This is a genomic window from Collinsella aerofaciens (assembly GCF_015670745.1).
Classification (GTDB): Bacteria; Actinomycetota; Coriobacteriia; order Coriobacteriales; family Coriobacteriaceae; genus Collinsella; species Collinsella aerofaciens_T.
On record NZ_JADPCH010000001.1, the window covers coordinates 154,481 to 168,421 of the forward strand.

Annotated in this window: 15 protein-coding genes and 1 riboswitch; of the genes, 3 read left to right on the forward strand and 12 right to left on the reverse strand. The window is 61.5% G+C overall.

The window, feature by feature from the left end:
• Positions 1–7: 7 nt before the first annotated feature.
• From rplR to yqeB, 7 genes are all read right to left on the reverse strand, one after another.
• Entirely contained in the window at positions 8–376 is a 369-nt protein-coding gene (gene rplR, locus I4W07_RS00625; RefSeq protein ID WP_006235264.1) for a 50S ribosomal protein L18, read from the reverse strand.
• 75 nt (positions 377–451) lie between these two features.
• Complete coding sequence (gene rplF / locus I4W07_RS00630) at positions 452–988, reverse strand: 50S ribosomal protein L6 (protein WP_118259158.1); 537 nt, start codon at positions 986–988, stop codon at positions 452–454.
• Between the two features lie 33 nt (positions 989–1,021).
• On the reverse strand, positions 1,022–1,420 hold the full coding sequence (rpsH, locus tag I4W07_RS00635; protein WP_006235262.1) for a 30S ribosomal protein S8: 399 nt from the start codon (positions 1,418–1,420) through the stop codon (positions 1,022–1,024).
• 119 nt (positions 1,421–1,539) lie between these two features.
• Positions 1,540–1,725, reverse strand: coding sequence for a type Z 30S ribosomal protein S14 (locus I4W07_RS00640; protein WP_022094280.1), 186 nt, complete (start codon positions 1,723–1,725; stop codon positions 1,540–1,542).
• A 79-nt stretch (positions 1,726–1,804) separates the two neighbouring features.
• Positions 1,805–2,362, reverse strand: coding sequence for a 50S ribosomal protein L5 (rplE, locus tag I4W07_RS00645; protein ID WP_006235260.1), 558 nt, complete (start codon positions 2,360–2,362; stop codon positions 1,805–1,807).
• 311 nt (positions 2,363–2,673) lie between these two features.
• A complete protein-coding gene (locus tag I4W07_RS00650) occupies positions 2,674–3,717 on the reverse strand; it encodes an XdhC family protein (protein WP_196025269.1) in 1,044 nt (347 codons plus the stop codon).
• Between the two features lie 9 nt (positions 3,718–3,726).
• On the reverse strand, positions 3,727–4,521 hold the full coding sequence (yqeB, locus tag I4W07_RS00655; protein WP_196025270.1) for a selenium-dependent molybdenum cofactor biosynthesis protein YqeB: 795 nt from the start codon (positions 4,519–4,521) through the stop codon (positions 3,727–3,729).
• A gap of 102 nt (positions 4,522–4,623) precedes the next feature.
• Here yqeB and yqeC point away from each other — a divergent pair, with 102 nt between their 5' ends.
• Entirely contained in the window at positions 4,624–5,358 is a 735-nt protein-coding gene (gene yqeC / locus I4W07_RS00660; protein ID WP_196025271.1) for a selenium cofactor biosynthesis protein YqeC, read from the forward strand.
• 109 nt (positions 5,359–5,467) lie between these two features.
• On the opposite strand, the gene hydA is transcribed toward yqeC, so the two are convergent.
• The 5 genes from hydA to dpaL all read right to left on the reverse strand — a co-directional run bounded on the left by hydA (position 5,468) and on the right by dpaL (position 11,687).
• Complete coding sequence (gene hydA, locus I4W07_RS00665; protein WP_196025272.1) at positions 5,468–6,835, reverse strand: dihydropyrimidinase; 1,368 nt, start codon at positions 6,833–6,835, stop codon at positions 5,468–5,470.
• An 8-nt stretch (positions 6,836–6,843) separates the two neighbouring features.
• Positions 6,844–7,458, reverse strand: coding sequence for a nucleotidyltransferase family protein (locus I4W07_RS00670; protein WP_196025273.1), 615 nt, complete (start codon positions 7,456–7,458; stop codon positions 6,844–6,846).
• A 150-nt stretch (positions 7,459–7,608) separates the two neighbouring features.
• Complete coding sequence (gene ygeW / locus I4W07_RS00675) at positions 7,609–8,811, reverse strand: knotted carbamoyltransferase YgeW (RefSeq protein ID WP_195644111.1); 1,203 nt, start codon at positions 8,809–8,811, stop codon at positions 7,609–7,611.
• Positions 8,812–9,012: 201 nt separating this feature from the next.
• Complete coding sequence (locus I4W07_RS00680) at positions 9,013–10,398, reverse strand: YgeY family selenium metabolism-linked hydrolase (protein ID WP_055252228.1); 1,386 nt, start codon at positions 10,396–10,398, stop codon at positions 9,013–9,015.
• Between the two features lie 74 nt (positions 10,399–10,472).
• Complete coding sequence (gene dpaL / locus I4W07_RS00685; protein ID WP_196025274.1) at positions 10,473–11,687, reverse strand: diaminopropionate ammonia-lyase; 1,215 nt, start codon at positions 11,685–11,687, stop codon at positions 10,473–10,475.
• Positions 11,688–11,964: 277 nt separating this feature from the next.
• Between dpaL and I4W07_RS00690 the strand changes: the two genes are divergently transcribed.
• Together I4W07_RS00690 and I4W07_RS00695 are read left to right on the forward strand one after the other, a co-directional pair.
• A complete protein-coding gene (locus I4W07_RS00690) occupies positions 11,965–12,618 on the forward strand; it encodes a helix-turn-helix transcriptional regulator (protein WP_022094290.1) in 654 nt (217 codons plus the stop codon).
• Positions 12,619–12,741: 123 nt separating this feature from the next.
• On the forward strand, positions 12,742–13,728 hold the full coding sequence (locus tag I4W07_RS00695; protein ID WP_196025275.1) for a hypothetical protein: 987 nt from the start codon (positions 12,742–12,744) through the stop codon (positions 13,726–13,728).
• 118 nt (positions 13,729–13,846) lie between these two features.
• Positions 13,847–13,937, forward strand: a riboswitch (SAM riboswitch).
• Positions 13,938–13,941 lie beyond the last annotated feature (4 nt).

A 13,941-nucleotide genomic window follows, 5' to 3' on the forward strand; every position in this document is an offset into this window, starting at 1 on the left:
ATACCTCCTAGAACTCGAGACCGGCGGCACGAGCACCGTCGGCGAGGGCCTTGACGCGGCCATGGTAGATACGGCCACCGCGATCGAAGGCGACCTTGGTGATGCCGGCCTCGATGGCACGCTTGCCAACGAGCTGACCGACCTTCTCCGCAGCCTCCTTGTTCGAGGTGTGGGTGCCCTTGAACTCGGCCTCGAGGGTCGAGGCGGAGACGAGCGTCAGGCTGGAGCCCTTGCTGTCGTCGATGATCTGGGCATAGATGTTGGCGTTAGTACGGGTCACGCGAAGACGCGGACGCTCGGAGGTACCCGAGACCTTGCCGCGAACACGACGCTGACGACGCTTGAGGCCTTCCAGCTTCGCCTTATGCTTGTTCATACGTAAACTCCTAAAAAGGTTGATCTTGCCAGCACCTGACGGGGTGCTGGTCTTATGCGAGTGAGTCGGTTACGACTACTTGGCGGCCTTACCCAGCTTGCGGCGGATGTGCTCGCCAACGTAGTGGATACCCTTGCCCTTGTAAGGCTCGGGAGGACGATGGCCGCGGATCTCAGCGGCGATCTGACCGACCTGCTGCTTGTTGATACCCTTGACGTTCACGTGGGTGTTGTCGGGAACCTCGAAGGTGATGCCCTCGGGAGCCTCGACGATCACGGGGTGCGAGAAGCCCAGGGAGAACTCGAGGTTCTTGCCCTTCTGCTGGACGCGGTAACCGACGCCGGCGAGCTCGAGCTTCTTCTCGAAGCCCTCGGAAACGCCAACAACCATGTTGTGGATGAGGGCGCGGGTGAGGCCGTGGCGGGCACGGGTCTCACGCTCGTCGTCGGGACGGGAAACGGTGAGGACGTTGTCCTCGACGTTGATAGCGAGCTTCTCAAAGACATTGAGCTCGAGCTGGCCCTTGGGGCCCTTGACGACAACGTTGTTGCCGTTGACTGCCACTTCGACTCCGGCGGGAATCTGGACAGGCTTATTACCGATACGAGACACGGTGATCTCCTTTCCTTCTACCTACCGAGCGAATTACCAGACGTAAGCGATGATCTCGCCGCCGACGTTGTGCTTGCGAGCATCGCGGTCGGTCATGACGCCATGGCTGGTGGAAATAATGGCGGTACCAAGGCCACCGCGGACGCGGGGCATGTCGGCAACGCCGGTGTACTTACGCAGGCCCGGCTTGGAAATGCGACGGATGCCGTTGATGACCTTAGCCTTCTTGGGACCATACTTAAGCGTGATGTGCAGAGTCTTCTGGGGAACGGTGTCCTCGACATCGTAGCCCTCGATGTAGCCCTCCTCGTGCAGAACACGAGCGATCTCGACGAGCTTCTTGCTGCTCGGCATGGAGACCGTGGCCTTGTTCACAGAGTTAGCGTTACGGATGCGCGTAAGCATATCTGCGATCGGGTCTGTAAGGTTCATACAGATTCTCCTTCGTTCTTGATGAACACGTGCTCTTGGTTCTTCGCCGCCCTTAACGGCAAAGCCTTTTTAGCGCGTTTTCCCTGTTCCAAACTGATGCTTGAAACGCTGGTAGTGACTTACCAGCTGGCCTTCTTAACGCCGGGAAGCTCGCCCTTGAGTGCAAGCTCGCGGAAGCAGACACGGCACAGGCCGAACTTGCGGTACACAGAGTGCGGACGGCCGCAGCGCTGGCAGCGCGTGTACTCACGAGTAGAGAACTTCTGCTTGCGATTGCACTTGACGATCATCGATGTCTTAGCCACTTATATCCTCCTCACATAGAGTATTGTTCGCCCCAAGCGCCGCCCCCTTGTGGGAACGGCGCTTATAGGGCAGGTGAACCTATTTCTTGAACGGGAAACCGAAGGCGTCCAGAAGGGCCTTGGCCTCCTCATCGGTATTGGCGGTGGTCACGAAAGTGATGTCCATACCGCGCTGGTGATCGACGGAATCGAAGTCGATCTCGGGGAAGATGAGCTGCTCGGTGACGCCCATGGAGAAGTTACCACGGCCGTCGAAGCTCTTGGCGGAAATGCCGCGGAAGTCGCGGATACGGGGGATCGCGACGGAGGTCAGACGATCGAAGAACTCCCACATACGGTCGCCACGCAGGGTAACCTTGCAGCCGATCGGCATACCAGCGCGCAGGCGGAAGGTAGCGATGGACTTACGGGCACGGGTGATCATCGGCTGCTGTCCGGTGATGGCGCGCAGGTCGCGCACGGCACCGTCGATGGCCTTGGAATCGGTAGCGGCCTCGCCGACACCCATGTTCACGACGATCTTCTCAAACTTGGGGATCATCATGACGTTCTCGTACTGGAACTTGTCCTGAAGCTGCTGCTTGACCTCGTTGTTGTACTTGGTCTTCAGACGCGGCACATACTTCTCTTCTGCCATTGTTCACTCCTTCTTGGGGTTTTAAGCACGGGGCGTGGCCACGATGGGTTGTCCTCGTGCCTCCTGGCTGCATCCGCGCCGCTCATGGCATTTTGCGGTTTGGACTCGACGCAGCAGGAGCCGACAAAACAATCGGTACTATACGCGCATCGGGAGCGTATTTCCAGAAAAACCTCGTCTGCCTGCACAACTCCACAACTCCCCCGCACAAATGGGTCCCAAAAAGCAGTTGCGGTGAAATAGGGACTGTTGGGCGACCTAACAGGCTTAAACAATCCGTATTTCACCGCAACTTATTGGTGGGGATGCGATTAGCGCTTGCGGGGGACGAGCTTGGTGCGGCGCAGGTTGATCATCTCGGCGGCAATGGAGATAGCGATCTCTTCGGGATCCTCGGCCTCGATGGCAACGCCGATCGGCAGGTGCAGCTCGTCGATCTGGTCCTGCGTAAAGCCCTCCTGCTCCAGGCGGGCGCGCACAAAGGCCGTCTTGCGACGCGAGCCCAGGCAGCCCAGATAGGCGGGTTTGGCACGCATGGCCTGAATCACCACGTCGATATCGGACTTGTGACCCGCCGTGGCGACGACCACCAGGTCGCGCGGGCCGATGGGGCACTGCTTGCTCAGGCTCTTGTAGTCGACCAGACGACGGTCGTAGACACCGGGCACCCAATCGGGGGTCAGCGTGCCGGGGCGGTCGTCGCAAGCCACGACGGCAAAGCCCGCCGCCGTGAGCACCCGCGCCGTCGCGGCGCCCACGTGGCCGCAGCCGAAGATATAGGTCAGGCCCTCGGGGCAGAGCGTCTCGATGTGCGCCGCGGGAATCTCGGAGGCTGCGTTGGTGTAGGTGACCTTACTCCCCTCCTCCACCAGCGAAAGCCCGGGGCAGCCCGCAATGGTGCGGCGCGATTCCTCGCCATGATACTCGGCAACATCGCCTTCGAGCGCGTTTGCGATAAACGGTTCAAAGTCGATGACGAAGTCGCCGATACGTCGATACGTCAAGACGTCGGCAATTTCCTGGAACAACGGTGCCTGGATCGCATCCAGATGCAGATAGCACAGGCAGATGGCTCCGCCGCAGATCATACCGGTATCGGAGTTCTCGCCGCCCATGGTGTAGCGGACCAGACGCGATTGCCCCGCGGCCAGCAGCTCTCGCGCCTCGTCCAGCGCAAAAAGCTCGATCTTGCCGCCGCCGATGGTGCCCGCCTGGCTACCGTCGGCAAAGACGGCCATCCAGGCGCCCACGCCGCGCGGCGACGACCCCGCCGTGCCGGCCACGACCACGAGCTCGCACGTCTCGCCAGCACGCAGGGCGACAAGCGCCGCATTCACAGCATCGAGCTTTTCCATTGCCGCCTTCTATCCTCTAAAGATATCGGTAAGCATAGCGAGTGCCTCGAGCACGCCGCCGCCGACCGACGTCGCCTTGTCCGAAATGTAGTTGATATAGCTGGCATCGCCGCGCGGATCGACATCGGCGCATTTAAAGCCCTCAGTCACCTGCACGCCGTTCGCCAAAAGCCCGCGCAGACAGCCATCGATCTGCGTGCACATGGGCGAATCGCCCGCGTAGCCAATCACGTCTCCGGCGCTCACGATGTCGCCGATCGCGCGGTCGGACCGAAACACGCCGGCGGCGGGGCTGTGGATAACGCGCTCTCTGCCATAGCCAGCGATAATGCCCGGCACGCCCGTGTTGGGTTGGGGCGAACCCTGGGTAATGACACGGCCCAGGAAATGCCCGCGCATGGTCTCGACCACGGCGTCGCAATCGACCGGCGCGGTAAAGCCCGGCCCCACGGCGATGACGGTAGGCGCCATGTCGCGCGTGGTGCCCAGGTTGCGCTTGGCCAGAATCGCGTCGACCACAGCCGCGGGTTTAAGCTCATCGAGCATCTTGGCCTGAGGGTCCACCACGACGGCAACATCCCCCGCTTGGGTAATCTCGAGCGCCTCTGCCGGCGTCTGCGCCAAGCGAGCGCGAATGCCCTCGACCTGGACCTCGCCCAGGCGAATAGCCTCGCAAAAACTGATTGTGCGGCGGATGCACGTGGGAACCGCGATATCGGCCATAACGACCGACACGCCGGCGCGCACCAAGCGAGCGGCGACACCCGTGGCGATATCGCCGGCGCCGCGAACATAAACGAGCATTCCCGGGGCACCTCCCTGTGCTACGGTTTGAGCAGAGCAAAAGCGGTTCGACCGCTACTCTGATGATTATTTATTATCACAGTATTATACGGCGGTGAACAGATGGAAACGGTTAGCGGCAATCTTGCCTCGGCGCTCAGGATCGAGCCGGGCATTACCGCGATTATCGGCAGCGGCGGCAAGTCGACGTTGCTCAAAACGCTGGGTCTTGAGCTCATGCGCGCTGGCGGCCGCGTGCTCCTCTGCACCACCACGCATATGCTTCCCGTTGCCGGCGTGCCATGGGACGGGTCGAATCGTCGCCTGGACGCCGCGCCTTGGAAGCCAGGTGCCCCACACGCCCCAGGCTGCACCTGCGAGGCCTGCGCGGGGCTTGCACGCGGAGGCATCTGCCAGGCAGGCATCTTGGACCCGGAGACAGGCAAGCTCTCCGCCCCCGCCGAGCCACTCGGCGAGCTGGCACAGCGCTTTGACTATGTGTTGGCCGAGGCAGACGGTAGCAAGCGACTCCCGCTCAAGGCGCATGCCGCCTGGGAGCCGGTAATTCCCGCCGCCACGGCAAACGTTGTCTGGGTCGTCGGCGCCTCGGGACTGGGCAAACCCGTCGCCGAGGTTGTCCACCGCCCCGAGCTCTTTTGCGAGCGTTGCGGCTGCGAGCTCACCGACACTGCCACCCCAGAGCGCGTCGCCCAGGTGCTCAATGCCGAGCTGCGGATGCTGAACCTCAACAATGCCCGCATCATGCTCAACCAAGTCGACACGCTCAGCGACCCCACGATGGCCGACCGCTTCGAGGCAGCTCTCGACCACCCCGTCGTCGCCAGCAGCCTCAAGTAGCCGGCCCCATCTCCTCAGTTGCGGTGAAATACGGACTGTTTGGCCGCCCGACGGCCGCAAACAGTCCGTATTTCACCGCAACTGAGGAGGGGACACGGCATCTTTGCTGCTAGCGGGGGACGTAGCGGCCGGGTTGGGCTCCGGTGGGCTCGCCGTCGCGTGCCACCAGCACGCCGTTCACAAACACGACCTTGGCGCGGCCATGTGCCCCAAAACCCTCGAGCGGCGTGTAGTCCACAGCTTGATGCTGTGTCGCGGCACTGATTGTCCAGCGCGCTTTGGGATCCCACACGCACACATCGGCATCGGCGCCCTCGGCAAGACAGCCCTTGCGCGGGTACATGCCAAACACGCGCGCCGGGTTCTCGCTCATCAAGCGGCACAGATCCTCGGGTCCCAGCTGTCCCTCAAAGCTCGTGGCAATCGCGACGGGACGATGCTCCACGCCGGGCCCGCCGTTGGGAATCGCGCGGAAATCGTCGCGCCCGCGGTCCTTTTGCCCGTGCAGGTTAAAGCTGCAATGATCGGTCGCAATCGTATCGATCTCGCCGGCCACAAGCGCCTCGCGCAGCGCGGCACGGTCGCCGGCATGGCGCAGCGGCGGGCTCATCACGTACTTGGCGCCCGCAAAGCCGTCCTCGCCCTGCTCCAGATAGCAGGTGTCGTCGAGCATCAGATACTGAGGGCAGGTCTCGACATAGATATTCTTCTGCCCGCGCGCCTTGGCCGCACGAATGGCCTCGAGCCCCAACTTGGTCGAAAGGTGCACCACGTTGACTGGGGCGTCGCCGGCCAGGTGCGCCAGATACAGCAGGCGGCTCACGGCTTCGGCCTCACACACGTCCGGGCGGCTGAGCGCATGCCCCTCGGGCCCATGAATCCCCTGCTCGTACACGCGCTTCTGCAGCTCATTCACCAGCGTACCGTTCTCGCAATGCACGCACAGTATGCCGCCAATACGCTTGAGCTCCTCGAGCACCTCGAGCGTCTCGGCATCGTCCAGGCGCAAATGATCGTAGGCAAAGTAGGTCTTAAACGACGATACGCCCGCCTCGCGCATAGCCGAAAGATCGGCGCGGTTGCGTTCATTCCACTCGGCGAGTGCCATATGAAAGGCGTAGTTGGCCGTGCAGGTTCCGTCGGCACGGCGATGCCACTCGGCCAAGGCATCGGGCATGGTCACGCCGCGATCAGCCGTCGCGTAGTCCACGATGGTCGTCGTACCGCCGCAGGCAGCCGCACGCGTGCCGGTCTCAAAGCTATCGGCCGTCCAGTCCATGCCGGTCCAGCACTGCATGTGCGTGTGCCCATCGATAAAGCCCGGGAACACCCAACAGTCCGTGGCGTCCTGGACGGTATCGTCCTCACCCGGCTCAATCGCCGCGGCAATCCGCACAATCTTGTCGCCCTCCATGGCAAGATCGGCGCGGCGAAGCCCCTGGGGCGTCACGAGCGCGCCGTTTTTGATGATGATCATGTTGCTCCTTATTGATTAATACAGTTGGCCACGCGATCAAAATACGAGCAGGCGGCGATATGCTCCGTTATGCGTTGCTGCCCCTTGGCGGTATCGACGTCCCACAGCTCGTAGGCACGCGCCTCGACCAGCACCACATCGGTACGGTCCTTGAGGATCGAACCGCCGCCGTCCTTGCCCTCGAGACGTATGAGCGCATCGAACAATTCCGCCGGAAAGAGCACCGGACTCGAAGGCTCACCGTTGCACGCAAGACGCACCGGATGCTTGCGGCCACGCTCGTCAAATGTACGAACCATAGCCTCAAAAGAATCCGAACTCACGCGCGGCTGGTCGCCCGGCAAATAGAGGCAACCTTTCCAGTTGCGTTCGACTCCCCACGAAAGGCCCGCACGGACGCTTTCGCTGCGCAGCTCGCCATCGTGCAGCACACACGGGCAATGCTTGTCCTCGCAAATCTGGGCGACCTCGGGCCAACGCGTCGAAACCACGACGTCAAAGCCCCGGGGAACCGAATCGATAGTCCAGGCAATCAGCGGCTTGCCATAGATATCGGCAAGCATCTTGTTGGAGCCAAACCGCTTGCCCTCGCCCGAGGCCATAATGACGCATCCAAGTTTCATGGTGATACCTCCCCTGAAACCATCGTACCCATAACTCGCGCCGCGGGCATCCACATCGAAAGCGCTTATCCCGCACGCCCGCGATGCAAAAAAGGGGCACCCCGCCGGTTGGCAGAGCGCCCCCTTTACATGGCTTACCTCAACCCGGCTTTAGGCCTGGAACCAACGGGCGGTATTGCGCTCGTCGAGGGCCTTGAGGGTAGCGGCGGGATCGGCAACCTTCTGCAGGAACATCATGGCTGCGATGGCGTACGGCTTGTAGCTGGCCTCCTTGTACATGCCCACACGGTGCATGTCGAAGACGTCGGCGTTAACCTCGCCGTGCTCGCAGGAGACACCGGAGATGTCGGCGGGCAGCGGGTGCATAAAGATGGTGTCCTGGCCGTTGGCGGTCTTCTCCATGAGCTCGGTCGTGGAGCACCAGTCCTGATGGGTGGCGTTCTGGGCGAGCAGCTCCTTCTCGAGCGCTGCGATGCCGGCGTCGTCGCCCTCGGCGTACAGGTTGGTGCGCTTCTCCATGGCGGCAAACGGAGCCCAGCTCTTGGGGATCACGATGTCGGCGCCCTCGAAGGCCTCGGCCATGGTGTTGACCTGCTTAAAGGTGGTGCCGGACTCGGCGGCATAGCTCTTGGCGCGCTCGACGACCTCGGGCATGAGGTCGTAGCCCTCGGGGTGAGCCAGGGTGACGTCCATGCCAAAGCGGGGCAGCAGGCTGATCAGCGACTGCGGGCAGGACAGCGGCTTGCCGTAAGAGGGCGAATAGGCCCAGGTGACGGCAACCTTCTTGCCCTTAAGGTTCTCGAGGCCGCCAAACTCGTTGATGAGGTAGAGCATGTCGGCAGAGGACTGCGTGGGGTGGTCGGAATCGGACTGCAGAGAGATGAGCGTGGGACGGTGATCCAGAACGCCATCCTCGTAGGCCTGCTGCACGGACTCGGAGACCTCGGCCATGTAGGCATCGCCCTTGCCGATGTACATGTCATCGCGGATGCCGATGACGTCGGCCATGAAGGAGATCATGGTAGCGGTCTCGCGGACGGTCTCGCCGTGGGCGATCTGGGACTTCTTCTCGTCCAGGTCCTGCAGCTCAAGGCCGAGCAGGTTGGCGGCCTTAGAGAAAGAGAAACGCGTACGGGTGGAGTTGTCGCGGAACAGGGAGACGGCCAGGCCCGAGTCGAAGATCTTGGACGAAACGTTGTTCTCACGCAGCTCGCGCAGGGCGTCGGCGACGATGTAGAGAGCCTTGAGCTCATCGGTGGTCTTGTCCCAGGTGTGCAGGAAGTCGCTGCCGTACATACCCTTAAAATCGAGGCCGTTCAGCTGCTCGACGAGCTCGGTAAACTTAGCGTCCATGGAAATGTCCTTTCTAAAGATGAAACGATCGCAGTGAGTAGATGTGCTCCGGCATGCGCGTGTGGCTAGAACATGCAGAGCACCATGACGAGGACCCGCCACCGTTGAGGAAGCATGGGAGATAACGACCGCGGGCCCCAAGTCAACAGGAGGCGCCGGGGGCATAAACTGTCCCCGGCTCAACAAAATCGAGGAATGGGACTAGTCGATCTTGTTGTTGGTCAGACCGGCGCGGAACACGGTGGCGTCGCCATCGGCCTGGCTCGGATCGTAGAGGTTCAGGGCAGCCACATACATGGCGGCAGCGGTGACCAGGTCGTCCTTGTAGGTGACCTCGTTGGGAGCGTGAGCCTGAGACTCGGCACCCGGGCCAAAGCCCACGCAGGGGATGCCGTAGCGGCCCTGGATGGAGACGCAGTTCGTGGAGAAGGTCCACTTGTCGCACAGCGGGCGACCGGTGCGCTTGTCCATGCTGGGCTCGCAGCCGATGCGCTCGTCACCAAACATGGCCTTGTGGGCGTCGACGAGGGCCTTGACGTGCGGAGCGGTCTCCTTGTTGATCCACGTGGGGAAGTAAGCCTCGGTCTCGTAGACCTCGCCGGTCCAGGACGGACGATCGTACATGTACATGGAGACCTTCACGTCGTCGCCGTACTTCTTGGCGGCCGGCAGGTTGCGGATCTCGTCCAGGCAGGACTCCCAGGTCTCGCCGGCGGTCATGCGACGGTCGATGGAGATGGCGCAGGAATCGGCCACGGCGCAGCGGCTGGGGCTGGTGTAGAAGATCTGGCTGACGGTGCAGGTGCCGCGGCCCAGGAAGCGGGCATCCTCGAAGTGCTCGGGGTTGTACTTGGGGTCGAGCATCTTGACGAGGCCCTTGATGTCGGTCGACTCGTCGCAGCCGTTGTTGTTGAGGGCGCGGACGTCGGCGATGATGTCGGCCATCTTGTAGATGGCGTTGTCGCCGCGGTCGGGAGCGGAGCCGTGGCAGGAGGTACCGTGAACGTCGACGCGGATCTCCATGCGGCCGCGGTGACCGCGGTAGATGCCGCCGTCGGTGGGCTCGGTGGAAATGACGAACTCGGGCTTAATGCCGTCCTTGTTGTAGATGTACTGCCAGCACATGCCGTCGCAGTCCTCTTCCTGGACGGTGCCGACGACCATGATCTTGTAGCCCTCGGGGATGAGGCCCATGTCCTTCATCATCTTGGCAGCGTAGGTAGCAGAAGCCATGCCGCCCTCCTGGTCGGAGCCGCCGCGGCCGTAGATGATCTCGTCGGTCTCGTAGCCCTCATAGGGATCGGCATCCCAGTTCTCGATGTTGCCGATGCCGACGGTGTCGATGTGGGAGTCGATGGCGATGATCTTGTCGCCCTCGCCCATAAAGCCCATGACGTTGCCCAGACCGTCGACCTTGACCTCGTCATAGCCAAGGCTCTCCATCTCGGCCTTGATGCAGGCGACAACCTCACCCTCCTCGCAGGACTCAGAGGGATGGGAAATCATAGCGCGCAGGAAACGAGTCATATCAGCACGATGAGACTCAGCAGCAGCCTTGATAGCGTCGAAATCGAGTTCTTTAGCCATTGTTCATAACCTTTCAAACGAAGGAATCTACCTGTGAGGTGGCGGAGCGATACCTATTTACTCCGCCCCAACGATTAGCAAGTGGGATATTCGCCTTCCCAAACAATGCGGCGATACTGGTCGGGATCGGTGTCGCCCTCGGTGGAGAAGCAGAGCACGGAGCTCGTCTTGTCCAGGCCGATGAGTTCCTTGAGCTCGGCGTACTCGGGATCGAGCATGAGGGTCTCGACCAGGCCGGTGGTCACAGCGCCGGACTCGCCGGAGATGACGCGCGGGTCGCCCTTCTCGGGAGCGCCCAGGGTGCGCATGCCGCGAGCGGTGACCCAGTCGGGGCAGGACACGAAGGCGGTGACGTGGTTGCGCAGGATATCCCAGCCCAGAATGTTGGGCTCGCCGCAGCACAGACCGGCCATGATGGAGGGCATGTCGCCGTCCACGATGCGCGGATCGCCGTCGCCGGCGGCAGCGCCCTTGTACAGACAGGCGGCAGGCGCGCACTCAGCCACGACGAAGGTGGGCGGGTTATCGGGATACAGGTTGGTGAAGTAGCCCACCACGGCGCCGGCGAGCGAACCCACGCCAGCCTGGACAAACACGTGCGTCGGGCGGTTGATGGCCATCTCGCGCAGCTGCTCGGCAGCCTCGGAAGCCATGGTGCCGTAACCCTCCATGATCCAGGACGGGATCTTCTCGTAGCCCTCCCAGGCGGTGTCCTGAACGATGACGCCGCGCTCGCAGGCGTCGGCCTCGGCAGCGGCCATGCGCACGCACTCGTCGTAGTTGACCTCTTCGATGGTCACCGTTGCGCCCTCGGCGGCGATGTTATCGAAGCGGGGCTTAGTGGAACCCTTGGGCATGTGAACGACGGCCTTCTGACCCAGCTTGTTGGCAGCCCATGCCACGCCGCGGCCATGGTTGCCGTCGGTGGCGGTAAAGAAGGTGGCCTGGCCAAAGTCCTCGGCCAGCTGATCGGAGGTCAGGTAATCGAAGGTGCAGTCGGCAACGTCCTTGCCGGTCTCATCGGCAATATAGTTGGCCATGGCAAACGAGCCGCCCAGGACCTTAAAGGCGTTGAGGCCAAAGCGATAGCTCTCGTCCTTAACGCACAGGTTGGACAGGCCCAGGCGCGCAGCCTGACCGTCCAGACGGGCAAGCGGAGTGACGGTGTACTGGGGGAACGACTGGTGGAAGGCACGGGCCTTCTTCACGTGGTCGAGACTCATGATTCCCAAGTGCTTGTCATCGCTCTTGGGCATCGTGTTGCTCGCCCACTGGATCTTATCGGCCATACGGTGAACTCCTTAAGTCCTCTCTTGCCGGCCCCCGCATACGCGTTTCAGCCCGATCCCATTCACACGGCTGAACTTTTATGTGGATGCCAAACAAAAAGTTTGTTAGTAATGTTCTATCACACTTTTTGATTGGCATACCTAACGAATTGTTTGTTGCCGTAATCGGTACTTTTTCGCCGCCGAACGGTCATGAATTGCCTTGTTGATGGATTTGTTTGCGGTCAAGTGTGGTTTATGGCAAAGTGTGCCCAAACTAATTTTTAGGAAGGCACCCATGACCCCCGCACAGATTGAGTTTTACAAGCGCCTAGCACACGGCCTGGCGCTCCAATTTGGCCCCAACTGCGAAGTCGTCGTCCACGATCTGGAGACCGAGGACGTGGACCACTCCATCGTAGTGATCGAAAACGGCCACGTCAGCGGGCGCAAACTGGGTGACGGCCCCAGCCATATTGTGTTTGAGTCCATGCACGAGGGCACCACCGACGTGCACGACCGCGAGCCATACCTCACCAAAACCACCGATGGCAAGCTGCTCAAGTCCTCTACCATCTTTATCCGCAACGACGAGGGCAAGCCCGTCGGCATTTTGGGCATCAACTTTGACATTACGCTTATGAAGGCTTTTGAGCGTTCGCTCGACGCCTTTACCGGCACCGGCGGCACGGGCTATACCGAGCCCGAGCCCATTACCAAGAACATCGGCGACCTACTCGAGGACCTGCTGCACGAGTGCGAGCAGTTTGTGGGCAAGCCCGCGGCACTCATGACCAAAGACGAGCGCATTCGTGCCATTGGCTACCTCGACCGTCGCGGTGCCTTCCTCATTTCCAAGTCGAGCGAGCGCGCCTGCGAGTTCTTTGGCATCTCCAAGTACAGCTTCTATAGCTACCTCAATGAGGCCAAGGCGGCGGCCGGCGACAAGTAGGCACTCGCCTGGATTGCCCCTCCCCTTTTGGGCGCGAGTTCTGGAAAGCACGAAACCAAGACCGAGCCGCTTGGGAAGTTCCATATAATCGATGTCATTAGTATTTCGAAAGGATGGGACAGAATGGCGTTGAGCAAGGCATCATGCACCGGTCGCGGATTGATTCCGGCAATTGGTGGACATGTGCACCGCATGTTCGATGAGGGTGAAGACGACCTGTTTTCGCTGAGCCTTGACGACGTGATGGATGATCGCCCGTGGACCGCCGACGAACTCATGGGCGGCGGGGCTCGCCCGTCAAACCCCAATCCCGCACTTGCGCCTAAGCCCGCATCTGCGCCGACTCCTGCGCAGTCGCCTGTTTCGGCGCCCGCGCCTACGCCCGCACCCACTTCGGCGCCCACGCCCGTTCCCCGCCCCGCAAGCGACCCGTCCGAGACGGCGGCATTTCTCGCTGCAGCGACGCAGGGCAAATCGGCCGACAGCACTGTTATGTACAGCGCCCAGCAGTTGCCTGTTCCTGCGGCACGCAAGCCTCCGGTCGCAAGGCTCGATGAGCCCGTTGCCCATCAAGTTGCCTACGATTCCTGGGCTGCAGCCGATCTGGATGAGACCTCTACCGGCATGCCGGCGCTCGATGTTCCAGTTAACCCGCTGTTTGCCGCCAACACGAGCGCTGCGGACTATGGGGGCGGTGCGGCATATTCCGATTATTCCGATGACTATGCTGGCAACGGTCGCATCGAGACAGAGGATTATGGCACCGCATCGAGCGATTATCCCAACGATCCGTACGCTGCCACGCCTGCACCGGAATATGACCCGGAGGCCGCGTCCGCGCCGGCGTATACCAAAAGCACGGGCGAAGAGCGCTTCGCCGATTATTACGCCGAGGAAAAGGCGCTGCGTTTCTCGGAATTTCCGCAGGCTGTCAAGGTTGCCTTTATCGCCATTATCATTGCCCTGCTCGGCGTCATTGCGTTTGAGGGATTCCAGCTGTTCCGCGGCCCCACCCAAGCGGAGTCGGAGACCCAGCAAAAAGAGGACGATAACCAGTACCTGGACATCAACACCCTCAAGGGCGACCCCAACGACGGAGACGACGAATAACAAATGCCAAAAATTGAGGGTCGTAGACCAGATCAACCCCGTGCGCTCATTGCCGCACGGGGTTGATCTTTGTCCGCGCGTGCTGATAGACTCCATCGTGCCCGCAAGCAGCGGGCGCGTTTTATCCAGAGTCGGGGTAGAGAGTTGGCTCCACGATCCCGACGCCAACCGGCCAAGAGGCACGGTGGCCCTGCCAACATCGATGAAAGGAGT

What these genes read in the sequence shown, in the direction of transcription:
- rplR (WP_006235264.1), bottom strand. Translation starts at nt 376, where the DNA reads ATGAACAAGCATAAGGCGAAGCTGGAAGGCCTCAAGCGTCGTCAGCGT.
- rpsH (WP_006235262.1), bottom strand. Translation starts at nt 1,420, where the DNA reads ATGAACCTTACAGACCCGATCGCAGATATGCTTACGCGCATCCGTAAC.
- rplE (WP_006235260.1), bottom strand. Translation starts at nt 2,362, where the DNA reads ATGGCAGAAGAGAAGTATGTGCCGCGTCTGAAGACCAAGTACAACAAC.
- I4W07_RS00650 (WP_196025269.1), bottom strand. Translation starts at nt 3,717, where the DNA reads ATGGAAAAGCTCGATGCTGTGAATGCGGCGCTTGTCGCCCTGCGTGCT.
- yqeB (WP_196025270.1), bottom strand. Translation starts at nt 4,521, where the DNA reads ATGCTCGTTTATGTTCGCGGCGCCGGCGATATCGCCACGGGTGTCGCC.
- yqeC (WP_196025271.1), top strand. Translation starts at nt 4,624, where the DNA reads ATGGAAACGGTTAGCGGCAATCTTGCCTCGGCGCTCAGGATCGAGCCG.
- hydA (WP_196025272.1), bottom strand. Translation starts at nt 6,835, where the DNA reads ATGATCATCATCAAAAACGGCGCGCTCGTGACGCCCCAGGGGCTTCGC.
- I4W07_RS00670 (WP_196025273.1), bottom strand. Translation starts at nt 7,458, where the DNA reads ATGAAACTTGGATGCGTCATTATGGCCTCGGGCGAGGGCAAGCGGTTT.
- ygeW (WP_195644111.1), bottom strand. Translation starts at nt 8,811, where the DNA reads ATGGACGCTAAGTTTACCGAGCTCGTCGAGCAGCTGAACGGCCTCGAT.
- I4W07_RS00680 (WP_055252228.1), bottom strand. Translation starts at nt 10,398, where the DNA reads ATGGCTAAAGAACTCGATTTCGACGCTATCAAGGCTGCTGCTGAGTCT.
- dpaL (WP_196025274.1), bottom strand. Translation starts at nt 11,687, where the DNA reads ATGGCCGATAAGATCCAGTGGGCGAGCAACACGATGCCCAAGAGCGAT.
- I4W07_RS00690 (WP_022094290.1), top strand. Translation starts at nt 11,965, where the DNA reads ATGACCCCCGCACAGATTGAGTTTTACAAGCGCCTAGCACACGGCCTG.
- I4W07_RS00695 (WP_196025275.1), top strand. Translation starts at nt 12,742, where the DNA reads ATGGCGTTGAGCAAGGCATCATGCACCGGTCGCGGATTGATTCCGGCA.